This window comes from Pseudomonas tremae (assembly GCF_001401155.1).
GTDB lineage: Bacteria > Pseudomonadota > Gammaproteobacteria > Pseudomonadales > Pseudomonadaceae > Aquipseudomonas > Aquipseudomonas tremae.
Window position 1 is genome coordinate 149288 of record NZ_LJRO01000313.1, and the last position, 23983, is coordinate 173270.

Below are 23983 nucleotides of genomic sequence, written 5' to 3' on the forward strand. Positions count from 1 at the left end.
GCATGAGCCAACGGCAAAAGATTCTGATCGTCGACGATGAGCCGGATATTCGTGAACTCCTGGAGATCACCCTGGGGCGCATGAAGCTCGATACCCGCAGCGCTCGCAATGTTGCCGAAGCGCACGAATGGCTGGCGCGTGAGCCGTTCGACATGTGCCTGACCGACATGCGCCTGCCTGACGGCAATGGCCTTGAACTGGTGCAGCATATACAGCAAGGCTACCCGCAGGTGCCCGTGGCAATGATCACGGCTCACGGCAACCTCGACACGGCCATCCATGCGCTCAAGGCCGGAGCTTTTGATTTTGTCACCAAACCTGTCGACCTCAACCGACTGCGTGAGCTGGTCAACAGCGCCCTGAGCCTGCCTTCCAGCCCGCCACCGGTGCGCAGTGTCGACAGCCGCCTGTTGGGCGAGTCGCCACCGATGCGCAGTCTGCGCACGCAAATCGGCAAGCTGGCACGCAGTCAGGCACCGATCTACATCAGTGGCGAATCGGGCAGCGGCAAGGAACTGGTCGCGCGACTGATCCATGAACAGGGTCCGCGCAACGAAAAACCCTTCGTCCCGGTAAACTGCGGTGCCATTCCTTCAGAACTGATGGAAAGCGAATTTTTCGGTCATCGCAAAGGCAGCTTCAGCGGCGCCCACGAAGACAAACCTGGCCTGTTTCAGGCGGCCCATAACGGTACGTTGTTTCTTGATGAGGTCGCCGACCTGCCGTTGGCTATGCAGGTAAAGTTGCTGCGAGCGATTCAGGAAAAATCCATCCGCAGCGTCGGCGGTCAGCAGGAGCAAGTAGTGGATGTGCGCATCCTGTGCGCCACTCATAAAGACCTGGCTGTAGAGGTCGCCGCAGGCAGGTTTCGTCAGGATCTGTATTACCGATTGAATGTGATCGAGCTGCGCGTGCCCTCATTGCGCGAGCGACGTGAGGACATCGACCAGTTGGCAGCCAGTGTTTTGCGACGACTGGCTGGCAACGGCGCTCAGCCAGTTGCGCGCCTGCACGCGCAGGCGCTGGAAACGCTGAAAAGCTATCGATTCCCCGGTAACGTGCGCGAACTGGAGAACATGCTGGAGCGCGCATACACCTTGTGTGAAAACGATGAAATCCATGCCAGCGACCTGCGCCTGGCCGAATGCGCCAGCTCCCAGGAACAAAATGGCCCGAGCCTGGCCGACATCGACAACCTTGAAGACTACCTGGAAAGCATCGAGCGGAAACTCATTCTGCAAGCCCTGGAAGAAACCCGCTGGAACCGCACTGCAGCGGCGGACAGGCTCAGTCTGTCTTTCAGGTCGCTGCGTTACCGACTGAAGAAGCTGGGGCTGGATTGAGGTAAGGGAGAACGCATATCGTGCCCATCGCTCCAGCGTGGGCACGTCGCTCTGAGCGCTCTGCGTCCAATTTTTGTCCTGACGTGGCAGCGCAAAGCGTGACCACCGCACGATACAGTCACTTATTGTTCACTTACACCAATGCCAGTAAGCTCCGCCACATGAACAAAATCATCGGCAATACAGCAGCAGGCCGTGGTCCGGTGGATCATGAGATTCGTGATCAGATCGTGATCGCGGCCACCGAGCATTTCAGCCAATACGGTTACGGCAAGACCACCGTCTCTGATCTTGCCAGGGCCATTGGTTTTTCCAAGGCATATATCTACAAGTTCTTCGAGTCCAAACAGGCCATCGGTGAAATGATCTGTGCCAACTGCTTGGGCGTAATCGAGGCAGAGGTCAGGGCAGCGGTGAACGAAGCCGTCAGCCCACCCGAAAAGCTCCGGCGCATGTTCAAATCGGTCGTCGACGCCAGCCTGCGTCTGTTTTCACAGGATCGCAAGCTGTACGAGATCGCCACATCGGCAGCGACCGAGCGTTGGCAGGCGACGTTGATTTACGAGGAGCACCTCAAGGCTATTCTTCAGAACATTCTTCAGGAAGGACGGCAAAGCGGCGACTTCGAACGCAAGACACCGCTCGATGAAACCGTCATGGCGATCTATCTCGTGATGCGCCCCTATATCAACCCGCTGCTTCTGCAGCATGGCTTCGATCACACCGAAGAAGGCCCCGGCCAGTTATCGAGCCTGGTGCTGCGCAGCCTGTCGCCATGAAAAAACAACGATTGTGACCATTGACTAATTTAGTCACTAGAATCAAAGTACAGGCATTAATCCCTGCACGTTGAGATTTCCATGCTCCGGCACCGCTTTGCTTTGCTTGTTCTCGCCAGTGTCCTGCCAGTTGCCCTGACCGCTTGCAGCGAAAAACCGCAACCAGACCCGCGCAGCGAGTCGCCGTTGGTGCGGGTCACGGTACTCAAGAAGGCTGGCGCAACGCCCCGCTCTTTCACAGGAACCGTTGCAGCGCGAGTGCAGAGTGATCTTGGTTTTCGCGTCTCGGGCAAGGTGTTGGAGCGGTTTGTCGATACCGGGCAGACGGTGAAAACCGGTCAACCGCTGATGCGGATAGACCCTGCCGACCTGAAGCTGGCTGCACTCGCACAACGCGAAGCAGTGACAGCAGCGCGAGCACAGGCCAGGCAGACGGCGGACGAAGAGAAGCGTTACAGCAGCTTGCGCAGCAGTGGTGCCATATCGGCCTCGAACTACGACCAGATCAAAGTGGCGGCGGACTCGGCCAAAGCCCGATTGAGTGCTGCCGAGGCACAGGCAGAGGTCGCCTTCAACGCGACTCGCTACACCGACCTCCTGGCGGATGCCGACGGTATCGTCATGGAAACCCTTGCCGAGCCCGGTCAGGTCGTCAGCGCCGGGCAGGTTGTGGCGCGCATAGCGCATGTTGGCCCTCGTGAGGCGGTTATCCAGCTTCCGGAAAACCTCCGGCCAGCGCTTGATTCCAGCGCCCAGGCCACTCTGTTCGGCAGACCGGGCCTCAATGCCGCGACACGGCTGCGTCAGCTCTCGGATGTTGCAGACCGCCAGACCCGCACCTTTGAAGCGCGGTATGTGCTTGAAGGCGAAATGGCTAATGCGCCACTTGGCACCACCATTACCGTGCAGATTCCCCCTGCAGACCTCTCCGCACAGGAATGGATGCAAGTGCCTGTCGGGGCCCTTCACGACGCAGGCAAGGGACCGGGTGTCTGGGTGATTCAAGGCGAGCCGGCACAGGCGCACTGGGCGCCGGTATTGATTCGGCAGATGGACGACGAACAGGCACAAATCAGCACGCAGCTCGCACCCGGTACGCGAATAGTCGCGCTTGGCGCGCATCTTCTGCATGAAGCACAGGCTGTGCGGGTGATCGCCCAACCGACTATTGCCGAAACCCAAGGGGCGCGACCATGAGCAATCGTCGTTTCAATCTGTCCGCGCTGGCTGTACGCGAACGCTCGATCACTTTGTTCCTGATCTGCCTCATCTCACTGGCGGGGATCATTGCCCTCTTCAAACTGGGACGCGCGGAAGACCCGGCGTTCACGGTCAAGGTGATGACCGTGGTATCCGTCTGGCCCGGAGCGACCGCCCAGGAGATGCAGGATCAGGTGGCAGAAAAAATAGAAAAGCGCCTTCAGGAATTGCGTTGGTATGACCGCTCGGAAACCTACACACGCCCCGGCCTGGCGTTCACCACCCTGACGCTGCTCGACAGTACGCCGCCATCGCAAGTACCGGACGAGTTTTATCAGGCGCGCAAGAAAATAAGCGATGAATCCATGGCTCTTCCGTCCGGGGTCATCGGGCCAATGGTCAATGACGAGTACTCGGACGTTACCTTCGCTGTTCGCGCTCAAGGCCAAGGGCGAACCGCAGCGCGTGCTCGTGCGTGAAGCCGAAACCATGCGCCAGCGCCTGCTGCATGTGCCGGGCGTGAAGAAGGTCAATATCGTCGGCGAGCAGCCCGAGCGAATTTATGTCGAGTTCTCTCACGAACGGCTGGCAACACTGGGTATAAGCCCTCAAGAGGTATTCACTGCGCTGAATAACCAGAATGCGCTGACTGCAGCAGGGTCGGTCGAAACCCGAGGGCCGCAGGTTTTCATTCGGCTTGACGGTGCGTTCGATGAGCTGCAGAAGATCCGCGACACGCCGGTTGTTGCACAGGGCCGCACGCTCAAGCTGTCGGACATTGCCACGGTCAAGCGTGGCTACGAAGATCCGGCAACGTTCATGATTCGCAACGGCGGCGAGCCGGCATTGCTGCTGGGGATTGTCATGCGTGATGGCTGGAACGGTCTCGACCTGGGCCAGGCGCTGGATCACGAGACAAGCGCGATCAACGCCGAGCTGCCGCTGGGCATGAGTCTGAGTAAAGTCACGGACCAGGCCGTCAATATCAGCTCGGCAGTCGATGAGTTCATGATCAAGTTCTTCGTTGCGCTGCTGGTCGTCATGCTGGTGTGCTTCATCAGCATGGGCTGGCGCGTGGGGATAGTGGTAGCTGCCGCAGTACCGCTGACCCTGGCGATGGTCTTTGTGATCATGGCCATGAGCGGCAAGAATTTCGACCGCATCACGCTGGGCTCGCTGATCCTGGCGCTTGGGCTGCTGGTCGACGACGCGATCATTGCCATCGAAATGATGGTAGTGAAGATGGAAGAAGGTTACGACCGCATCGCCGCCTCGGCCTATGCCTGGAGCCACACCGCAGCCCCCATGTTATCCGGCACGCTGGTAACCGCTGTCGGCTTCATGCCCAACGGTTTCGCGCGCTCCACCGCTGGCGAATACACCAGCAATATGTTCTGGATCGTCGGCATCGCGCTGATTGCCTCGTGGGTGGTCGCCGTATTTTTCACGCCATACTTGGGCGTCAAACTATTGCCCGATGTGAAGCCTGTCGAAGGCGGGCATGAAACGCTCTACAACACACCACGCTATAACCGGTTCCGCCGGATTCTGGCACGCGTCATCGCAGGCAAGTGGCTGGTCGCCGGCTCGGTCATCGGGCTCTTTGTGCTGGCCGTGGCGGGCATGGGGCTGGTCAAGAAACAGTTCTTCCCGGTGTCCGACCGCCCTGAAGTGCTGGTCGAAGTGCAAATGCCTTATGGCACTGCAATCGCCCAGACCAGCGCCGCAGTGACAAAAGTGGAAAACTGGCTGGCCGAACAGCCAGAGGCCGCTATCGTGACCGCCTACATCGGCCAGGGAGCTCCGCGTTTTTACATGGCGATGGGCCCGGAATTACCCGACCCGTCATTTGCCAAGATCGTGGTCCGAACCAGTAGCCAGGAGCAGCGCGAGGCACTGAAACAAAAATTGCGCCAGGCGATTTCCGAAGGCCTCGCAATGGAAGCGCAGGTGCGCGTCACCCAATTGGTCTTCGGCCCGTACTCGGCATTCCCTGTGGCCTACCGTGTGACTGGCCATGATGCGGATACCCTGCGCAGCATTGCAGCACAGGTGCAGGCGGTCATGATTGCCAGCCCGATGATGCGCACCGTCAACATGGACTGGGGCACTCGCACCCCGACACTGCATTTCACGTTGCAACAGGATCGCCTGCAGGCCATCGGGCTGAGCTCCAGCCAGGTCGCGCAGCAACTGCAGTTCCTTTTGACAGGCCTGCCTGTTACAGAGGTGCGCGAAGACATTCGCACCGTCCAGGTGGTCGCTCGCTCGGCAGGCGACACGCGGCTTGATCCGGCGAAAATCATGGATTTCACGCTTTCGAGCGCCAACGGGCAACGGATCCCGCTGTCGCAGGTGGGTAGCGTCGATGTGCGTATGGAGGAACCGGTGATGCGGCGTCGCGACCGCATGCCGACCATCACGGTGCGAGGTGATATCGCCGACGGCCTGCAACCACCGGACGTGTCGACGGCAATCACACATCAACTCCAGCCCATCATCGATAAGCTGCCCAGCGGTTACCGCATCGAGCAGGCAGGTTCGATTGAGGAGTCAGGCAAGGCGATGACCGCAATGCTGCCGCTGTTCCCGATCATGCTGGCGGTCACGCTGATCATCATCATTTTGCAGGTGCGCTCGATATCGGCCATGGTCATGGTATTCCTGACCAGCCCGCTTGGGCTGATCGGCGTGGTGCCGACACTGCTTCTTTTTCAGCAGCCATTCGGCATCAACGCGCTGGTCGGGCTTATCGCACTGTCCGGCATCCTGATGCGCAACACGCTGATTCTGATTGGCCAGATTCACCACAACGAACAAGAAGGGCTCGACCCATTTCAGGCGGTGGTCGAAGCGACCGTGCAACGTGCGCGCCCCGTGCTACTGACGGCGCTGGCGGCCATTCTGGCGTTCATACCGCTCACTCACTCAGTGTTCTGGGGCACGCTCGCCTACACGCTGATCGGCGGCACATTCGCCGGTACGGTACTGACGCTGGTGTTCCTGCCAGCCATGTATTCGATCTGGTTCCGAATCAGGCCGGACAGCAGCAAACAGCCAATAGCGGGGCAACCTGCCTGAATACAGTCAGTCAGACAAGCAGCCGGCCTGCCGCTACGTAAGGCGCAGGATCGATGATCGGCTTGCGGCCCAGCAACAGGTCGGTGAGCAACTGGCACGAGGCAGGCGCCAGCACCAGGCCGTTGCGGTAATGGCCGCAGTTGAGCCACAGCCCGTCGAAGCCGGCCAGCGGTCCAATGAAGGGGATGCCTTCGGGCGAGCCCGGACGCAAGCCTGCCCACTGGAAGACCGGTTGGGCATTGGCCAGCTCCGGAAGCAATTCGATGGCCGAGGCCTTGAGACTTTCCAGCGCGGCCTGCGTGGTGGTCTTGTCGAACCCTTCGTGCTCCAGCGTGCTGCCGATCAGGATATGTCCGTCACGACGCGGGATAGCGTAGCGGCCTTTGGCCAAAACGATGCTGGACAAGAAGTCCGATGCACACTTGTAGAGGATCATCTGGCCTTTTACCGGTTCGACCGGCAACTCCAGACCGAGGGTCTTGAGCAGTTTGCCGCTCCAGGCACCCGCTGCGAGAATCACCCGATCACCGGTAACAGTCCCCGCCAATGTGCTAACGCCTGAAACCCTGTTGCCTTCGCGCACAAAACCGCTGACTTCGCATTGCTCGCGAATCTCGACATTGGGCATCGCCAGCAGCGCGGCCTTGAGCGACTTGACCAGCCGCGGGTTGCGCACGTTGGCTACATCGGCCATGTAGATCGCCCGTGAGTAGCCCTCTCCCAGCGCTGGCACCGCATCATTCACCGCCGAGATATCGACACTGCTCAATGGCCGGTTCTCGCGCGCAGCCCAATCGAGTGCAGCCTGTTCGTCATCAAGGTCGAGCCAGTACAGGCCAGTCTTGTGAACTTCGGGGTCGATGCCGGTCTGTGCCAGCAAACGCTCGCCGAGATGCGGATAGAAGTCCTGCGACCAGTGCGCCAGTGCGGTAACAGCCGGGCTGTAGCGCCATGGGTAAAGCGGCGAGACAATCCCGCCACCGGCCCAGGAAGACTCTTGCCCGACAGCCGAACGATCAAGCAATACGACATTGATCTGCTCGGAGGCGAGGTTGAAAGCGGTCAGCAGACCTATGACTCCACCACCGACAATGACTACTTTTTGCTTGGACATCTTGGTCTCGGGACAAGGAAAACGGTTCTAGCGGCCCCAGCAGTCCTTGGGCGTTACGCCAGCTGCGGAACCAGGGTTAGTACGCGCCCCGGTATTGGTAATCACGAAACTGCCGCACTTGTCGCCAGCCATCATCGTGCCTGGGATAGGTGTGGCGGTCAGGGTGAAATCAGTGGCCGTTGGGACCGAGTCAATCTTGTAATACGTGTTACCACCACTCACGGTCGCGCCTATGTAAGTAGACGGACTGATTCTCGAATAGTAACGCTCCAGCGCTTGCACCTGCTCTGAAAGCAGGCTGGCGATAGCCGAACGCTGAGTGCGCTTCACGTATTCGGTGTAACTGGGATACGCAATGGCGGCCAGAATACCGACAATTGCCACGACGATCATGAGTTCGATCAACGTAAAGCCCCTGGATATCGCTGGCATGATTCGTTTCCCTATTGAATTTGTCGCCACATGATGCGCTGGAAGACGTTGCCACTGCCGCCTCTTTCTTTCAGACGATCAGGCGTGTCACCCGTGGAATTGTTGATGATCTTGACTTCATTACCGTCTGCCGTGCCCGAGACGATCGCCGAGACGACAGGGATACCCGTGTACCCTATCCCGGCGGCATACAGGTCTGAACTGTTGATGCTGTTATCGCCGTTGGTGTCGAGCACCTGATAGTTGAGCATGCTGCCGGTGGCAGCATTGAGTTCAAATACGCGCCCGGTGCCTGTGCTTTCACAAGGGTCAGCGGAGTTTACGGATGCGGTCGAGAAAATAATCCGGTCTCGACTGGTCTGCGCAGGATAGATGATTCGCTCACCCAGATACGGCGCCACAGCCGAGAGCGGCATGTACCAGCCTTTTTTGACAGACCAATCCACATCATTGTTGGTTGACGTGAAATAAGTGGCGCCGTTGCTGGTGACACTGCCATTGACTGCTTGCGCCTGCAGGTTTGCCTCTACAGTGCTGCCCGCCCCGGTATCAGCGTCCCATATCGCATAGAAGTCCTGAAGTCCGGTAGTTTGCTTGTCTGCGACCTCAATGAACTTGCCGGTCCCGAAATAGACGATCTTGCCGTTGAGGGGGTGATCCAGCACAAATGGCTGGACTGTAATGGGCTGAGCGGCCCCACGTGGCGCGGTAAACATAGGCGCGCCGCCAAAAGCCACTTTCCAACTGGTGGCGGCTGCCCCAGTCATATCGAACTTCCACAACCGCCCTTTCAAATCGCCGGCGTATGCAGCCTGAACCACATTCTGAGCGTTGACGCGCAGTTTGACCGACGACAGACCGTTATCTGTTTCACTGTTAAGAACAGGGGTCTGGATCTCGGTGATGAATGCCCCGGTATTGGCATTCAGTACATAAAGCGACGCCCTGCCGGTGAAGCTGCCATAACCGTTCCCGACCACCACAATTCCGGTGCCATCCGCCATCCGGGCAACGTCCGGTTTCGCATAGGTATAGCCAAGATTGTTGAATTTATTGTTGGTGTCGGACGTATCGGGCGCTTTGACCTCCCACAACGCGCTGACAGTGTTACTTGTACCCTCGAATAACTTGATGGCGAAGAATGCCTTGCCCCCCGCGCCGGTACCGCCGTAAGCCACGGTGCGCCATGAGGAACCCGCAGAAAGTTGTGTATCGAAAACCGCAACCTGACCATCTACGGTAAATTTGTGTACGCCAGCCCCATAGGTGGTCGATGCGATGGTCGCCAGTGACGTTAAGGCCGTAGACGGCATATAGGCGTATCGTCTCGAACCATCGCTGGTGCTGATTACATTGAAAAAGCCATCATTGGCGTTGGCCAGAATGCTGGGGGTCATGCTGCTTGCCTTGGTGGCCAGATACGCGGTGTAGGTAGTGTCACCCGTCAGGTCAGCGGCAGTCTTTTGCAACGGGAATGCAGTACCGAGTGAAGAATTGACAATATCGCCCAGCAGCCGAGTGCGTGTTCGAAACTTCGCATTGGCAGTGCCCTTGGCCCAGGCAATAAGCTCTGTACCGGTGACATTGGTTGGCAGCGTTGCATTCAGTGCTGCCTGTTGAGCAGGGCTGAAGTTCGCGTAATCCAGGGTAATCCTCTTCGGCGTGGCAAGAGTGCTCCACGACTCGAACACCGGCGGGGTAGAGCCACTGACAATGGCCGTATCCGTAGTCCATACCGGCGTACTCAAAGTCCCGGTAATCTGATCCAGATTGAAGGCTCTGACGGTGCCATGCCAATCCGTTGGATCATAAAGCGTCTGGTAGAACTGGGTACCTGTCTGAAGCGTCGACGAGTTGGCCGCGCCCCCTGCGCCAGAGCCGACTTTCGCATAGATGTCGCTCAACGCCAGATTCAAGGCTGAAGTCAGCCCCGCGCTGTCATTGGCCTGAAAGTATCTGCCATGTCCATGAGTATCATTGGCGGCATCGCTCAGCATCTGATTAGACGCAGTGAAGCCGATGGTATACGTACTCATGTTCTGTTTAACGAAACCCGCGGCGTCCCAGCTTTTGCCGGTCAGGTCCCCCCCGGAAGTCACGGCATCCCGGCGCAGATCAATGTCGTAGGCAAACTTGGCCAGATCGTCCAGATAGAGGGTATCCCCCTCGTTATCACCAAACCGGTTGGCACCGTCATTGGCTGCGTTCAGGTCCCAATTGGGCAGTGAGCGAGTCCGGTCCAGAGCAGCATCAGGATCATCGGTGGGAAAGGTTCGATCGTAAGTCGGCAAACCATCAGTCACTACTACGCCGTAGTTTTTTTGGCAGCGGTACTGAATCGGACTCACGTAGTTCGAACCACTTTGATAGAACGGTGACATCCCGCGAAAATATCGTGTGATTTCGTAGTAGGTCTCCGCCAGCGGGGTGTTGGCTGTCGGGTTCAGGTTGGTAATAGCCTGTTTCAGAGCGTTGATGTTTGCGGTGGCCTGCGCCTGGGTAACACCAACGGGCTGGTAGGTATTCGCCGTCACAGGGGACAGGTCTGTAACGATCCTGGCTATCTTGCCTCCCGCCCCCAGATCGAAATTGTTTGGATCATTGAACGTCGCAAGCCCGATCCTCAGCGACGTATTGTTGGTTACCAGATTGGTCGCTACGTTCTTTGCGACGTTCATGCGGTAATCGTTGGGGATGACGCCATTGGTGTAATTGCGAACACCAAAGAAACCAGGATTGACCAGATCAATGAGGTACGACAGGTAGTCAGCTGTGTAACGAGTTAGGCCATTCCCTGCGGGATCCGGCAGGTTGAGGCAGTATTGGTTGCCATTACGAAAAACAGGGCGCCCGCCGAAAGGGCACATCAATGACAGGTCGATAATACTGAGGGCGTTGATGTCCCCCAGTGCCAGTGTATCGTCGCCAGAAATAGTACTTATGAAGGGGCACACCACAGTGACCAGACCACTTATGCATTGCGTCGAGAAGTAATCGATATTCGGGCGATCCAGCAACGGGTCGAACCCCGATGCCCAGATGATGTTGTACATGCTGCCCGAGTTGTCCACGAGTAGCATCAGATTGGGCGGCACTGCCGGGGAGCTCAACAAGGGCACTTGTGCTGGCGTGAAGGCATAAACCGGGCTGGCCAGATAGAGCGCCAGCAGCGCACCGTAGATATATTTCAGACCGCCACGAAGCGCCTTAACAATTCGCATAGATACTCTCCAGCACCGTTCGCGACGTGCCTTGAATGGCAATGGCGGTGACCCGATACATCGTGACCGAGCCTGTGCAATTTGCAGGACGTCTTATGGGAGTAGCTGTTGTGCCCAGATTCTGGATGCCGAACAAGGCCACGCTTGTCCCGATCCAGTTCACGCCAGAAGTACCCACCCCCGGATTAACCACGGTAGTCGACTCGACAGGTGGGGCGCAGGTATTTAGGCTGCAAGCAGGAATTGGGACGTCAGCCGCCTTGATCTTCGACTCGCCGAGGCGCAGTTGCGCCTCGGCCGCCTGAAACGAAATATTTCGAACCGCGACGCTGCCCGCCATCTTTTCCTGCAGAGTAGCGTTCTGCATGGATGAAATACCCAGTAGCGTCAGCAGGAGCAGAAACACCAGACTGACCAACAGCACCATCCCGCGTTGCCTGACAGGGAGTGCAACCGGGTAATTGAAACGCCTTTTAGTGTTCATGCTCGGCCCGTTCAAAAGCGATTACGCAGATAAGCGACGACGTTGTACTGCTGATCCTGAACCCGTCGATCAGGGTCCGATAATGTCAAGCGGATGCGCACGCTGCGTATATCGCCAGCGTTGGCTGGCGTAATGGTCTGGGTGTAGGACATCGGGTTACCAACCATACCGAAGAAAACCTCGAACCCGACGACATTCTGCAGCAACGGCTCCGGCCTTCCCGTCGTAGTGGACTGAATGCTCAGGTCTGTCCCGGTGAGGGTGTAAACCAGTTGCCGCACAGGAAACGCGATCTCCCCGACAGCTGGCGCTCGAGGGCCAACATATAGCTGGGTCGATGCTTTGCAATCAGAGATGATCGTCCAGGTCGGCGCGCTGCCAGTGTTTCCGATATCAGCGGTCACCAGCGTCAACCTGCGGTTCGCGTTATCCCAGAGTATCTGGTTGTTAAACGCAGCCGGCGGGCTGATTGCAGGCGCGACGGGTAAAGATCCGTCGAGCCTCAGGCAACCATTCATTCCGGTCATCCTGATTTCCTGAATCAGTTTGCTCAATATAAACCGGGCATCTTCCTGCATCCGGGCGGCCGAGTTCTGGCTCTGATAGGTGGCTCGGGAGGCGCTGAATATCTGGACGATCCCCAGGCTCACCACCAAGCCGATGACCAGCGCCACCATGATTTCGACCAGCCCGAACCCTCTGGAAAGCTTTCTCATTAGTTGACCCCGATCCGGGACTTCAGGCTGAATCTCTGGGTAGTCGGACTGCCGGTCGTGCTGCCTATGGCCTGATTGCTTGCACCTGCCGCTCGCGTATCGCTCCAGCCAATGTTGATGGTGACTTCAGGTGCGTGGGTGACATCGATACTGCCCGTACCGCTCGCGCCTGCAAAAGTAATGATGTTGTCTCTGAAATCGGACAGATCCTGCTCACGCGCATTATTAGGGTTCGCAACCGGGGCCGCTGCCAGACTCGGCAAACTATACGTCGCCAACACATTGGTCGAGCCGTTGGCACTCGCGTTGCCATCAACATTGGCGCGAATGCGGTCCATCATGTCGTAGGCAATGAAGCTGGCCTGGCTGCTCATGGTCGAGCTGTCGGTGTACTTGAGCGCATTGAGCTGAATGGCGGCCGCGCCCAACAGGCCGATGGCCAGGATCAATATCGAAACCAGCACCTCGATCAGTGTCATGCCGGTCTGACGATGTAGGGCGCTATTGGGCATTGCAGGTCCCACCGAGGACGATTCGGCCAGTCAGACAAATATTCATTGTTTTGGTAATGCTGCCCCGGGTGTAGGTCATGGCCAGCGCTGTCGCCGGCGCAGCAAGCCCGCCAAGGTTGTTGAATTCAAGTGCCGCAACGTTATTTTCCGTGACCAGCGTGCCGCCGCTACTCATGGCTGGCACCTTGCGAAGTGCAGTGGGTGGCGTGCCGACGTCAGATTTCAGATACACCTGCAATTCACCAGTCCACGCCGTCCCGCTGGTCGGTGCAATACGCACCGTCACTCCCCTGTTTATCGCCTCGAGCCGCGCATAGTTGAGCGCCCGCTGCAAATCGCTGATTTCGGTGTCGGCCTTGTTGCTCTGGATGGAGCTGGTGAAATTCGGGATAGCAATAGCCGCCAGGATACCCACCAGGGACACAGTGACTAACAATTCGATGAGGCTGAATCCCTTGGCTATATGACGCATTGAGTGTCTCCTAGACGTTATGACTATAAGGCAGCAACGCCGCAGGAAAATCCATAGCGGGACGTACGGTTGTTTTGTGACGACGAACGCCCGCAAGGTTCTGAAACAGCGTTTTCCAGGGAGGAAAAGCACATGAGGCATGCAGGGTTCACACTGATCGAATTACTGATCGTCGTCGCACTGGTCGCCATTCTCGCCAACATCGCAACACCTTCTTTCAAAGAACTGATCGATTCCAGTCGGGGGCTTGCAACCGCGCAGGAACTGGCCAGCGGCATTCGCTCGGCAAGGGTCGCTGCGATAACGCGCAATCAGATCGTGACGATTCACGCCATTGACGATGACTGGAGCAATGGCTGGCGGATCATACTCGACCCGAATGGCAAAGGTCCGGATGAAAACGATACGTTGCTTGTAGAACGTGCCAATGACGGCAAAAGTCGGGTTGCAGGCAGCCGCAAGCGCGCCAGGCAGATGAGTTTCAACGGCTTGGGCGGTTTGCGAGGCAGAACCAACGATACGCTGCATGTATGCGCCAGGGCCCAACCGGTCAGCAACTATCGTGTGATAGTCGCCGCCACCGGCAGGGTCAGACTTGAGGATAACAAGAAGGCTTCAGCCTTGTGTGGCTGAGGGGGCCTAGAGCAGCGACTTGACGCGCAGCTCCTTGGGCATCGAGAACGTGATGTTCTCTTCGCGGCCGGCCAGCTCGTCCGCACCGGTCGCGCCCCAGGCCTGCAGTTGCTGAATCACGCCACGCACCAGCACTTCGGGCGCGGACGCACCGGCAGTAATACCGATACGCTCGACGCCTTCGAACCAGCTCTGCTGCATGTCCTCGGCCCCATCAATGAGGTACGCCGGGGTGGCCATGCGCTCGGCGAGCTCGCGCAGGCGGTTGGAGTTGGAGCTGTTCGGGCTGCCCACTACCAGCACGACGTCGCATTCGTCGGCAAGTTGCTTGACCGCATCCTGACGGTTTTGTGTGGCGTAGCAGATATCGTCCTTGCGTGGCCCGCCAATGGCCGGGAAACGCTGGCGCAGGGCGTCGATGACCCGGCTGGTGTCGTCCATCGACAAGGTGGTCTGGGTCACGAATGCCAGCGATTCAGGGTTACGCACCTGCAGGCTGGCGACGTCTGCCTCGTCTTCGACCAGATAGATCGCGCCACCGTTGGCAGCGTCGTACTGGCCCATGGTGCCTTCGACTTCCGGGTGGCCAGCGTGGCCGATCAGAATGCACTCACGACCATCCCGGCTGTAGCGAGCGACTTCGATGTGAACCTTGGTCACCAATGGGCAGGTGGCATCGAAAACTTTCAGACCCCGGCCAGACGCCTCAGTACGCACGGCCTGGGATACGCCGTGGGCACTGAAGATGACGATCACGTCGTCCGGCACCTGGTCCAATTCCTCGACGAAGATAGCCCCGCGCGAGCGCAGGTCTTCGACGACAAATTTGTTGTGAACGACTTCATGGCGCACGTAGATCGGCGGACCAAACACTTCCAGAGCGCGATTGACGATTTCGATCGCGCGGTCCACACCGGCACAAAAGCCGCGGGGGTTGGCGAGTTTGATTTGCATGCTGTGCCTCATGGTTGGTACGGGGCAGCCCGGCCTGAGCCGGGCTTGACGGCGAAGGTCAGGAAGCCAGAATCGCCTTCACTTCGAAGATTTCCACTTCAAAGCTCAGAGTCTTGCCTGCCAGCGGATGGTTGAAGTCGATGGTGACCTGCTCGTCATCGAATACTTTCACCACGCCAGGCAACTCGGTGTTGGCCGCGTCATTGAAGATCACCAGCAACCCTTCGGACAGTTCCATGCCCGCAAACTGCGAGCGTGGCATGATCTGTACGTTTTGTGGGTTGGGCTGACCAAAGGCGTTTTCTGGTGGAATCTGTACGGTCTTTCTGTCGCCCGCTTTGAAACCGAAAATCGCCATTTCAAAACCGGGCAACAGATTACCGTCGCCAACCTTGAACGTGGCCGGAGCCTTTTCGAAGGTGCTGTCGACGGTGTCGCCGTTTTCCAGGCGCAGGGCAAAATGCAACGTGACCTGCGTGTTCTGACCGATACGCAGCTCGTCAGACGAGCCTTGAGCCGACGTCTGTTCAGCCATTGACGGTTTCTCCGGTTTTCTTGCTCTTGAACATGTCCAGAGCCAGCATGATTGCACCGACAGTGATTGCGCTGTCGGCGACGTTGAACGCAGGGAAGTACCAGCGGTTCTGCCAGTGGACCAGAATGAAGTCAATCACATGACCCAATACAATGCGGTCATAGAGATTACCCAACGCGCCACCCAGCACCAGCGCCAACGCGACAGCCAGCCATGTGTCATCGCGGCCCAGGCGTTTGAGCCAGATCACAAGCACAGCACTGACCGCCACCGCAATCAGGGCGAACAACCAGCGCTGCCAACCGGCGCCATCCGCCAGAAAACTGAAGGCAGCCCCTGTGTTGTAGGCCAGGGTCCAGCTGAAGTAATCCGGAATCACGATGATCTGTTGATACAGGGTCAGCGCGTTCTCGAAGTAATACTTGCTGGCCTGGTCAATGACCAGGACCAGCACGCTCAACCACAGCCAGGCCAGGCGGCCGAACGAGGCATTAGGCATAGTGACGCACCTCGCCTGCACCGCTGATGTTGTCCACACAACGGCCACAGATTTCCGGATGTTCGGGGTTCACACCCACATCCTCGCGGTGATGCCAGCAACGGGCGCACTTGGCATGGCTGGACTTGACCACTTTCAGCTTCAGACCTGCAACCTCGGTGACCACCGCATCAGCCGGAGCCGATGCGAACGAGGCCACACTGGCCGTCGAGGTGATCAGCACGAAACGCAGCTCGTTGCTCAGCTTCGTCAGGTCAGCAACCAGCGAATCTTCTGCGTACAGGGTCACTTCGGCCTGCAGGTTGCCACCGATAGCCTTGGCAGCGCGCAAGTTTTCCATTTCCTTGTTGACCGAGGTTTTCACCGCCATGATCCGCTCCCAGTAGGCGCGGTCCATTTCAAACCCGGCAGGCATTTCGGTCAGGCCTTCGTACCAGGTATTAAGCATCACCGATTCATTGCGCTCGCCCGGCAGGAACTGCCACAGCTCGTCGGCGGTGAACGCCAGGATCGGCGCGATCCAGCGCACCAGCGCCTCGGAGATGTGGAACAGAGCGGTCTGGCAGGAGCGCCGCGCAGTGCTGTCGGCAGCCGTGGTGTATTGACGATCCTTGATGATGTCGAGATAGAAACCACCCAGCTCCTGCACGCAGAAGTTGTGGATCTTCGAGTACACGTTCCAGAACCGGTATTCGCCGTAATGCTCTTGCAGTTCGCGTTGCAGCAGCAGCGTACGGTCCACCGCCCAACGGTCCAGCGCGAGCATTTCCTCGGCGGGCAGGATGTCGGTGGCCGGGTTGAAACCGGTCAGGTTCGAAAGCAGGAAGCGTGCAGTGTTGCGGATACGCCGATAGGCGTCGGCGCTGCGCTGCAGGATCTGGTCGGAAACCGCCATTTCGCCTGAGTAATCAGTGGCCGATACCCATAGGCGCATGATGTCCGCACCCAGCGAATCGTTGACCTTCTGCGGCGCCACCACGTTGTTCAGCGACTTGGACATCTTGCGGCCGTTCTCGTCGACCACAAACCCGTGGGTCAGCAGTTCGCGATACGGTGCGTGGTCGTCCAGCATGCAACCGGTCAGCAGCGACGAGTGGAACCAGCCGCGATGCTGGTCTGAGCCTTCCAGGTACAGGTCGGCGCGCGGACCGCTTTCATGGCCCATCGGGTGTGAACCGCGCAATACGTGCCAGTGCGTGGTGCCAGAGTCGAACCAGACGTCCAGTGTGTCAGAGATCTTGTCGTACTTACCGGCCTCGTCACCCAACAGTTCGCTGGCGTCCAGCTTGAACCAGGCCTCGATGCCCTCTTTCTCGACACGCTGCGCCACTTCTTCCATCAGCTCGACGGTACGCGGGTGCAGGTCGCCGCTTTCTTTGTGCAGAAAGAATGGAATCGGCACACCCCAGTTGCGCTGACGCGAGATGCACCAGTCAGGGCGGTTGGCGATCATCGAGTGCAGGCGCGCCTGGCCCCAGGCCGGCACGAACTGGGTGTCTTCAATGGCTTTGACCGCACGCTTGCGCAGCGTGTCGCCGCTTTCAGGCTGCTTGTCCATGCCGACGAACCACTGCGCGGTGGCGCGGTAGATCAATGGCGACTTGTGGCGCCAGCAGTGCATGTAGCTGTGGCTGATGGTTTCGGTGTCCATCAGGCTGCCGACTTCAACCAGTTTGTCGATGATGTTCTGGTTGGCCTTGAAGATGAACTGGCCACCGAAGAACTCCAGCGACTCGACATACACACCGTTGCTCTGCACCGGGCTGATGATGTCGTCGTTGCTCAGGCCGTACTGCTTGCAGATATTGAAGTCGTCCACGCCATAGGCAGGCGAACAATGAACAATACCGGTGCCCGCGCCCAGCTCTACGTAATCAGCCAGATAGACTGGAGACAAACGGTTGTAGAACGGGTGACGGAAGTTGATCAGTTCCAGCGCCTGACCGGTGGTGGTCGCGATGACCGAGCCTTCCAGTTTGTAGCGGGCCAGACAGCTTTCGACCAGCTCGGACGCCAGCACCAGCAGCTTGTCGCCAACATCGACCAGCGAGTACTCGAACTCCGGGTGGACGTTCAGCGCCTGGTTGGCGGGAATGGTCCACGGCGTGGTAGTCCAGATCACGATGGAAGCAGGCTTGCCCAGCGCGGTCAAGCCGAACGCTGCTGCCAGTCTGGCCTCGTCGGCAATCGGGAACGCGACGTCGATGGTCGAGGATTTCTTGTCCTGATACTCGACTTCGGCTTCAGCCAGGGCCGAGCCACAGTCGAAACACCAGTTGACCGGCTTCAGGCCCTTGAAGACGAAACCGCCCTTGACCATTTCGGCCAGCGCGCGGATTTCCCCGGCTTCGTTGGCGAAGTTCATGGTCAGGTACGGATTGCTCCAGTCGCCCAGCACACCCAGACGGATGAACTCGGACTTCTGGCCTTCGATCTGCTCGGCGGCATAGGCACGGCACAGCTCGCGCGTGCGATCGGCAGAGAGGTTCTTGCCGTGGGTCACTTCGACCTTGTGTTCGATCGGCAGACCGTGACAGTCCCAGCCCGGCACATAAGGGGCATCGAAGCCCGCCAGGGTCTTGGAACGCAGGATCATGTCCTTGAGAATTTTGTTGACCGCATGACCGATGTGAATATTGCCGTTGGCGTACGGAGGGCCGTCGTGCAGGACGAACTTGGGACGATCCTTGCCAATCTCGCGCAGCTTCTGGTACAGGCCAATGCTGTCCCAGCGCTGCAGAGTTTGCGGCTCGCGCTGGGGCAGGCCGGCCTTCATAGGGAAGGCGGTGTCCGGAAGGTTTAGCGTGGATTTGTAGTCGGTCATTTCAGGCTCTTGTTTAGCGGTTGGCCATGCCAATGGGCACGGGCGGCAGCGACGTCCGCATTGATCGCCGTCTTGAGCGCCTCCAGTGAGGCAAAACGCTGCTCATCACGCAGCTTGTGGTGGAAAGCCACCGTCAAACGCCGGCCATACAGGTCGCCGGCAAAATCCAGAAGATGCACTTCAAGGTGAGCACTGCCATCACCTGCCACCGACGGGCGTACGCCGATGTTGGCGACACCCGGCCAGGACTTGCCGTCTATGTCCATGCTGACCAGGTATACCCCGCTCAACGGCACGCGACGACGCTTGAGCTGCACGTTGGCAGTGGGCGTACCCAACTGACGTGCCAGCTTCTGGCCATGCAATACCCGTCCGGTGATCTGGAACGGGCGACCGAGCATGCGCTCGGCAAGTGCGAAGTCCGCCACAGCAAGGGCTTTACGCACCTTGGTGCTGCTGACCCGGACGCCATCGATCTCAACGGTCTGCGCCGCTTCTACGGTAAAACCATACGTCGTGCCGGCCTGCTGCAGGAAGGCGAAGTCACCGACCCGGTCGAAACCGAAACGAAAGTCATCACCCACTTCCAGGTGCTGAACACCAAGACCGTCGATCAGCACGGTTTCAACGAAACTCGCCGCGCTGAGTTTGCACAGGCGCTGATTGAAGGACAGGCACAGAACCCGGTCAACGCCTTCGGCACTCAGCAACTCGAGCTTGTCTCGTAGACGGGCCAGGCGCGCCGGCGCCGTCTCAGGCGCAAAAAACTCACGCGGCTGCGGCTCGAAAATCACCACGCAGCTGGGCACCCCCAATTCGACGGCACGTTCGCGCAGACGCGCCAGGATAGCCTGGTGGCCGCGGTGAACGCCGTCGAAATTGCCAATCGTGGCGACGCAGCCCCGATGCTCGGGGCGCAGGTTGTGAAGGCCTCTAACCAGCTGCATAACGCACTTCTTGCTCATAAAGTGGCCGATTATAACCACACACGGCCGTGGACGACAGGCAACACACCAAGAGCGGGGCAACGTTCTTGATGTGTTACGGAAAAAACCGACAGCCAACCCCTGTCATGCAGCCTACATGACCGCCTTGCGGGCGAAATCCTTCAAGCGAAAGCCCAGCAACAGAAGCATCGCGAAATAGGTGACGACGCCCGCCGCTACCAGCGCCCCCAGACGCAGAAAGCGCTCAAGCATCTGCCCTTCGTCCCATGCAGGCATCCAGTGCATCAAACCCAGCAGGACAGCCGACATCACGGCGACAGCAACCACTAGCTTGAACAGGAACTTCGTCCAGCCGGGCTGGGGCTGAAACAAATCCTGCTTGCGCAATTGCCAGAACAGCAGCCCGGCGTTGATGCACGCCCCCACACTGATAGCCAAGGCCAGACCCGCGTGCTGCAACGGCACGATGAACGCGAGGTTGAGCAACTGAGTGACTATGAGGGTGAAGACCGCAATTTTCACCGGGGTGCGGATATTTTGTTGAGCATAAAAGCCGGGAGCCAGCACTTTGATCAGAATGATGCCCAGCAACCCGACCGAATAAGCGACCAGTGCGCGCTGGGTCATGGCGGAGTCCAGCGCATCGAACTTGCCGTACTGAAACAGCGAAACGGTCAGCGGCTCGGCGAGCAACCCCAGCGCCAGCGTGCAAGGCAGGACCAGCACGAAACACAGACGCAGTCCCCAGTCGAGAATCCGTGAATACTCCTGGCGATCACGCTGTGCGTAGGTTTTAGACAGGATCGGCAGCAGGATCGTACCCAGCGCAACGCCCAGCACACCGGAAGGCAATTCCATCAGACGGTCGGCGTAGTACATCCACGATACGGAACCTGCGACGAGGAACGAGGCAAATATCGTGTTGATGATCAGTGAGATCTGACTGACCGATACGCCAAGAATCGCAGGCAGCATCTGTTTCATCACTCGCCAGACGCCAGTGTCGCGCAGGTTCAGTCGTGGCAGTACCAACATGCCGATCTTTTTCAGGTGCGGCAATTGGTAAAGCAGTTGCAGCAGACCACCGACCAGTACCGCCCAACCCAGCGCCATCACCGGCGGGTCGAAGTACGGCGTCAGGAACAGCGCAAAGAAAATCATGCTGACGTTGAGCAGTGTCGGTACGAACGCAGGCACCGAGAAGCGGTTCCAGGTATTGAGGATCGCGCCGGCCATCGATGACAGGGAGATCAGCAATATATAAGGAAAGGTCACGCGCAGCAGATCGGAGGTCAGCGCGAATTTTTCCGGCGTATCGACAAAGCCTGGTGCCGTGGCCCAGATGACCCAGGGCGCAAAGATCACCCCCAGCAGCGTCACCAATGCCAGCGCCAGCGTCAGCAATCCGGTCACATAGGCGACGAACGTACGCGTCGCCTCCTCACCCTGCTGGCTTTTATATTCAGCCAGGATCGGCACGAACGCTTGGGAAAAGGCGCCCTCTGCGAAAATCCGGCGCAGCAGGTTGGGCAGTTTGAAGGCAATGAAAAACGCATCCGTCGCCATACCCGCCCCGAAAGTGCGCGCGATAATGGTGTCGCGGACAAAGCCAAGAACCCGGGAAACCATGGTGATAGAGCTGACGGCGGCAAGTGACTTGAGTAGGTTCATTGAAAGAATTGTGCGCCTTGGCAAAGGATGGGCGATTAAGCCAGCCGTTTATGCGATACTTCGCGCCGCAAAAACGCCCGAAGCAAGGCCGCGAGTTTACAGGTCACAGGCCGGAAATAAATCCTCTGGTCAAATGTAGCAACCACTCAGCGGATCACCTTAACTGCCCTTGACAAGACTTCAACTCATCGGCATGATTCGCGGCCTATTTTGTTTGCTATTTCACAAAGTCTTTCGAGGAGCTCGACGGTGGCCAACACACCTTCCGCCAAAAAACGTGCAAAACAGGCTGAGAAGCGTCGCAGCCACAACGCCAGCATGCGTTCCATGGTTCGTACCTACATCAAGAATGTAGTTAAAGCCATCGACGCAAAAGACGCTGAAAAAGCGCAAGCTGCTTATGTTCTGGCAGTGCCGGTTATCGACCGTATGGCCGATAAAGGCATCATCCACAAGAACAAAGCTGCTCGCCATAAAGGTCGCTTGAACGGTCACATCAAGGCTCTGAGCCTTGCTGCTGCAGCCTAAGCGATCCGCTTGTTAAAAAACCGACCTCAGGGTCGGTTTTTTATTGCCTGTAGGAAAGCTGCACAGGCAGTGAGCCTACAGAATCCCCCCCCCGAGAGGCATGCTGCTGCCGCAGCCTCAGCACCCAGGCTATTTCTGCCGGGGGGATAAAACACTGGCGACTTTTTTCCCCAACCTGATAAACGGCGTTTCAATCCAGTTGAACATCACGAACGCCACACCGATGCTGACAGTGATCGACAGGACGAATAGACCTGCTTTATCAATGGTCGATGCGTTATCAGGGATGAATCGACCCAGGAAAATTATCAGCGCGTAATGAACGAGATAAAGCGAGTAGGAAATATTACCGAGAAAAATCAATACACCGCTACCGGCTGCCTCAGAGTGGTAACTGAGCATGACTGTCGACACCACGATTACCAATGCCAGCCAAAAGCCGCCACTCATGCCGAAAACCCGCGACCCGATAATGCAGGCACTTATCACTGCAAGTGACAGGGTCATTTGTATAAGCCTTCGGCCGGACCGCGTCAGAACGGGCAGCTTGTTCGCGAGCATTAACTCGGCCAACATCATGCCAGCAATGAACTCGACAGTGATGGTATTGGAAATCAATTTAATCCAGGCTTGCCAAACATGCACCGTAGGACTATCAAGCGCAGACTGTGCAGAGAAATCAAAACGGCCATTATAATACAACTGAAAAACTATCGAAGACGCCATGAAAAAAAGTGCACAAACCGCGCTGCGGTAGCGATAGCTGATACTCATTGAAAGGGTAAATATGAGGTAGAACATAACCTCATAGGTAAGAGTCCAGGGCGGCCCCAGCGGGCTAAAGCCGAACGACGGCCCCTCGGCGCTATAGTCCTGAAGACAGAAATAGAGACTGCACACCCTCTGAGAAAAGTCGGCCTCAGGATACACAAACAGACAGGAAACCAGCCACACAACAAACAGGGCCGGCCACAGACGAAAGAGGCGTCTGATAAAAAACGATATCGGCCGCTCAGGAGACTGATAAGTGATCAGCGTCATAATGAAGCCACTGATAATAAAAAAAACATCCACTCCCAACGCACCCGGTATGTGACCCGCCCAGCCCTCTCCTAATAAAAACGAGTTATGCGCAACGACAACCAACAATGCAGCGAACCCTCGCAAATACTGTAACGAGACTATCTTCATTAACTGGTGATCCTCGCAACACGCCAGACACGCCAGACACGCCAAGAACATACCCACTGACGAGCACGATTATTAATTAACAATCTGCTCGCCTGACACCACACAATCGAAAGCAATGCCGATTTAATTCAAGGATGGCACTAGCACCCAACCTTTAATATCTTGAGTTACTTCAACAGAACCCCGGCAGACCGCCCCTTTTCCGACATTCGCCGTTCGAACGCGAAAAACACCTCAGCCGACTATTACGCGAGAGCTACATCAAGCCACTTCACTCATCCATCCGTCTACTGTCAGAAATAACAGGTACGCAGAGGCCGCAGCCTGATACTCCGTCAAACGACACGGGCTCATTGACCTGCAAAGCTTCAGATGTGGGTGCGCGAGGAAGGGATCACGAAATACCTGCCAATGCGGAGCATTGGCAGGCGAGCAAGGCCTGAATCAAGGTGCGGGCGCGGCTGTCCATGGCAGGATCGGGATCGCGGTGACAGCGTTTTGCGGACTGCCTTCGATGACGCGGTCGCTGTAGACCAGATAAACCAGCGCGTTACGCTTCTTGTCGAAGAAACGCACCACCTGCATGGTCTTGAAGACCAGCGAGGTACGCTCCTTGAATACCTCGTCGCCGTCCTTGAGGGTTTCCTTGAAGCGGATAGGCCCCACCTGACGGCAGGCAATGGATGCTTCGGCGCGATCTTCGGCCAGACCCAACCCACCCCTTACCCCGCCCGTCTTGGCGCGCGACAGGTAGCAGGTCACTCCGTCGACCTTGGGATCATCGAACGCTTCGACAACGATCCGGTCGTTAGGCCCCACCATTTTGAACACCGTCGATACCTGACCG

The 23983-nt window shown here is 57.8% G+C and carries 20 protein-coding genes and 1 pseudogene; 6 read left to right on the forward strand and 15 right to left on the reverse strand.

The window, feature by feature from the left end:
* Window positions 1-2 precede the first annotated feature (2 nt).
* From ALO43_RS18415 to ALO43_RS18430, 4 genes and pseudogenes are all read left to right on the forward strand, one after another.
* Window positions 3-1343 (forward strand): sigma-54-dependent transcriptional regulator, encoded by a 1341-nt coding sequence (locus tag ALO43_RS18415; RefSeq protein ID WP_005895276.1) that lies wholly within the window; start codon window positions 3-5, stop codon window positions 1341-1343.
* Window positions 1344-1504: 161 nt separating this feature from the next.
* Window positions 1505-2122 (forward strand): TetR/AcrR family transcriptional regulator, encoded by a 618-nt coding sequence (locus ALO43_RS18420; protein ID WP_005895274.1) that lies wholly within the window; start codon window positions 1505-1507, stop codon window positions 2120-2122.
* A gap of 81 nt (window positions 2123-2203) precedes the next feature.
* Window positions 2204-3319: an efflux RND transporter periplasmic adaptor subunit gene (locus ALO43_RS18425; protein ID WP_005895271.1), complete on the forward strand. Its 1116-nt coding sequence runs from the start codon at window positions 2204-2206 to the stop codon at window positions 3317-3319.
* Window positions 3316-6403: pseudogene (locus tag ALO43_RS18430) on the forward strand (efflux RND transporter permease subunit). The gene ALO43_RS18425 and the pseudogene ALO43_RS18430 overlap by 4 nt, the downstream one beginning before the upstream one ends.
* A gap of 10 nt (window positions 6404-6413) precedes the next feature.
* On the opposite strand, the gene thiO reads toward ALO43_RS18430, so the two are convergent.
* Genes thiO through ALO43_RS18465 form a run of 7 tightly spaced genes read right to left on the reverse strand, consistent with a single transcriptional unit; the run spans window position 6414 to window position 13354 of the window.
* Window positions 6414-7517 carry a glycine oxidase ThiO gene (thiO, locus tag ALO43_RS18435; RefSeq protein ID WP_054997893.1) on the reverse strand — a complete coding sequence of 368 codons (1104 nt, stop codon included), beginning with the start codon at window positions 7515-7517 and terminating at the stop codon, window positions 6414-6416.
* Between the two features lie 27 nt (window positions 7518-7544).
* Entirely contained in the window at window positions 7545-7949 is a 405-nt protein-coding gene (locus ALO43_RS18440; protein ID WP_005895265.1) for a type IV pilin protein, read from the reverse strand.
* A gap of 11 nt (window positions 7950-7960) precedes the next feature.
* Complete coding sequence (locus ALO43_RS18445) at window positions 7961-11170, reverse strand: pilus assembly protein (protein WP_005895262.1); 3210 nt, start codon at window positions 11168-11170, stop codon at window positions 7961-7963.
* The gene (locus ALO43_RS18450) at window positions 11157-11654 is read right to left on the reverse strand and encodes a pilus assembly PilX family protein (RefSeq protein ID WP_054997894.1); all 498 of its coding nucleotides are present in this window, start codon (window positions 11652-11654) and stop codon (window positions 11157-11159) included. The genes ALO43_RS18445 and ALO43_RS18450 overlap by 14 nt, the downstream gene beginning before the upstream one ends.
* 11 nt (window positions 11655-11665) lie before the next feature.
* Window positions 11666-12370 (reverse strand): PilW family protein, encoded by a 705-nt coding sequence (locus ALO43_RS18455; RefSeq protein WP_053932114.1) that lies wholly within the window; start codon window positions 12368-12370, stop codon window positions 11666-11668.
* Entirely contained in the window at window positions 12370-12882 is a 513-nt protein-coding gene (gene pilV, locus ALO43_RS18460; RefSeq protein ID WP_054997895.1) for a type IV pilus modification protein PilV, read from the reverse strand. Before pilV ends, ALO43_RS18455 begins: the two co-directional genes overlap by 1 nt.
* Complete coding sequence (locus tag ALO43_RS18465; RefSeq protein WP_005895253.1) at window positions 12872-13354, reverse strand: GspH/FimT family pseudopilin; 483 nt, start codon at window positions 13352-13354, stop codon at window positions 12872-12874. The genes pilV and ALO43_RS18465 overlap by 11 nt, the downstream gene beginning before the upstream one ends.
* Window positions 13355-13486: 132 nt before the next feature.
* Between ALO43_RS18465 and ALO43_RS18470 the strand changes: the two genes are divergently transcribed.
* Window positions 13487-13987: a GspH/FimT family pseudopilin gene (locus ALO43_RS18470; RefSeq protein WP_024669796.1), complete on the forward strand. Its 501-nt coding sequence runs from the start codon at window positions 13487-13489 to the stop codon at window positions 13985-13987.
* 6 nt (window positions 13988-13993) lie between these two features.
* On the opposite strand, the gene ispH is transcribed toward ALO43_RS18470, so the two are convergent.
* The 6 genes from ispH to murJ form a co-directional block, all read right to left on the reverse strand.
* On the reverse strand, window positions 13994-14941 hold the full coding sequence (gene ispH / locus ALO43_RS18475) for a 4-hydroxy-3-methylbut-2-enyl diphosphate reductase (RefSeq protein WP_005895250.1): 948 nt from the start codon (window positions 14939-14941) through the stop codon (window positions 13994-13996).
* A 58-nt stretch (window positions 14942-14999) separates the two neighbouring features.
* Entirely contained in the window at window positions 15000-15476 is a 477-nt protein-coding gene (locus ALO43_RS18480) for an FKBP-type peptidyl-prolyl cis-trans isomerase (RefSeq protein ID WP_005895247.1), read from the reverse strand.
* A complete protein-coding gene (lspA, locus tag ALO43_RS18485; protein ID WP_005895243.1) occupies window positions 15469-15975 on the reverse strand; it encodes a signal peptidase II in 507 nt (168 codons plus the stop codon). The genes ALO43_RS18480 and lspA overlap by 8 nt, the downstream gene beginning before the upstream one ends.
* Entirely contained in the window at window positions 15968-18799 is a 2832-nt protein-coding gene (gene ileS, locus ALO43_RS18490) for an isoleucine--tRNA ligase (protein WP_054997896.1), read from the reverse strand. Before ileS ends, lspA begins: the two co-directional genes overlap by 8 nt.
* Window positions 18796-19746, reverse strand: coding sequence for a bifunctional riboflavin kinase/FAD synthetase (gene ribF, locus ALO43_RS18495; protein WP_005895236.1), 951 nt, complete (start codon window positions 19744-19746; stop codon window positions 18796-18798). Before ribF ends, ileS begins: the two co-directional genes overlap by 4 nt.
* A 132-nt stretch (window positions 19747-19878) precedes the next feature.
* Window positions 19879-21417: a murein biosynthesis integral membrane protein MurJ gene (gene murJ, locus ALO43_RS18500; protein WP_024669798.1), complete on the reverse strand. Its 1539-nt coding sequence runs from the start codon at window positions 21415-21417 to the stop codon at window positions 19879-19881.
* Between the two features lie 249 nt (window positions 21418-21666).
* Between murJ and rpsT the strand changes: the two genes are divergently transcribed.
* Window positions 21667-21945, forward strand: coding sequence for a 30S ribosomal protein S20 (rpsT, locus tag ALO43_RS18505; protein ID WP_005895230.1), 279 nt, complete (start codon window positions 21667-21669; stop codon window positions 21943-21945).
* 129 nt (window positions 21946-22074) lie between these two features.
* Here the strand turns inward: rpsT and ALO43_RS18510 are convergent, their stop codons facing one another.
* Window positions 22075-23136 carry an acyltransferase family protein gene (locus ALO43_RS18510; RefSeq protein WP_024669799.1) on the reverse strand — a complete coding sequence of 354 codons (1062 nt, stop codon included), beginning with the start codon at window positions 23134-23136 and terminating at the stop codon, window positions 22075-22077.
* Window positions 23137-23580: 444 nt separating this feature from the next.
* Window positions 23581-23983: CreA family protein (locus ALO43_RS18515; RefSeq protein ID WP_054997898.1), on the reverse strand; the 403-nt coding region annotated here is incomplete at its 5' end.

Bases quoted from the DNA above. Each gene is read 5' to 3' on its own strand.
- ALO43_RS18415 (WP_005895276.1), top strand. From the start codon at position 3: ATGAGCCAACGGCAAAAGATTCTGATCGTCGACGATGAGCCGGATATT.
- ALO43_RS18420 (WP_005895274.1), top strand. From the start codon at position 1,505: ATGAACAAAATCATCGGCAATACAGCAGCAGGCCGTGGTCCGGTGGAT.
- ALO43_RS18425 (WP_005895271.1), top strand. From the start codon at position 2,204: ATGCTCCGGCACCGCTTTGCTTTGCTTGTTCTCGCCAGTGTCCTGCCA.
- thiO (WP_054997893.1), bottom strand. From the start codon at position 7,517: ATGTCCAAGCAAAAAGTAGTCATTGTCGGTGGTGGAGTCATAGGTCTG.
- ALO43_RS18440 (WP_005895265.1), bottom strand. From the start codon at position 7,949: ATGCCAGCGATATCCAGGGGCTTTACGTTGATCGAACTCATGATCGTC.
- ALO43_RS18445 (WP_005895262.1), bottom strand. From the start codon at position 11,170: ATGCGAATTGTTAAGGCGCTTCGTGGCGGTCTGAAATATATCTACGGT.
- ALO43_RS18450 (WP_054997894.1), bottom strand. From the start codon at position 11,654: ATGAACACTAAAAGGCGTTTCAATTACCCGGTTGCACTCCCTGTCAGG.
- ALO43_RS18455 (WP_053932114.1), bottom strand. From the start codon at position 12,370: ATGAGAAAGCTTTCCAGAGGGTTCGGGCTGGTCGAAATCATGGTGGCG.
- pilV (WP_054997895.1), bottom strand. From the start codon at position 12,882: ATGCCCAATAGCGCCCTACATCGTCAGACCGGCATGACACTGATCGAG.
- ALO43_RS18465 (WP_005895253.1), bottom strand. From the start codon at position 13,354: ATGCGTCATATAGCCAAGGGATTCAGCCTCATCGAATTGTTAGTCACT.
- ALO43_RS18470 (WP_024669796.1), top strand. From the start codon at position 13,487: ATGAGGCATGCAGGGTTCACACTGATCGAATTACTGATCGTCGTCGCA.
- ispH (WP_005895250.1), bottom strand. From the start codon at position 14,941: ATGCAAATCAAACTCGCCAACCCCCGCGGCTTTTGTGCCGGTGTGGAC.
- ALO43_RS18480 (WP_005895247.1), bottom strand. From the start codon at position 15,476: ATGGCTGAACAGACGTCGGCTCAAGGCTCGTCTGACGAGCTGCGTATC.
- lspA (WP_005895243.1), bottom strand. From the start codon at position 15,975: ATGCCTAATGCCTCGTTCGGCCGCCTGGCCTGGCTGTGGTTGAGCGTG.
- ileS (WP_054997896.1), bottom strand. From the start codon at position 18,799: ATGACCGACTACAAATCCACGCTAAACCTTCCGGACACCGCCTTCCCT.
- ribF (WP_005895236.1), bottom strand. From the start codon at position 19,746: ATGCAGCTGGTTAGAGGCCTTCACAACCTGCGCCCCGAGCATCGGGGC.
- murJ (WP_024669798.1), bottom strand. From the start codon at position 21,417: ATGAACCTACTCAAGTCACTTGCCGCCGTCAGCTCTATCACCATGGTT.
- ALO43_RS18510 (WP_024669799.1), bottom strand. From the start codon at position 23,136: ATGAAGATAGTCTCGTTACAGTATTTGCGAGGGTTCGCTGCATTGTTG.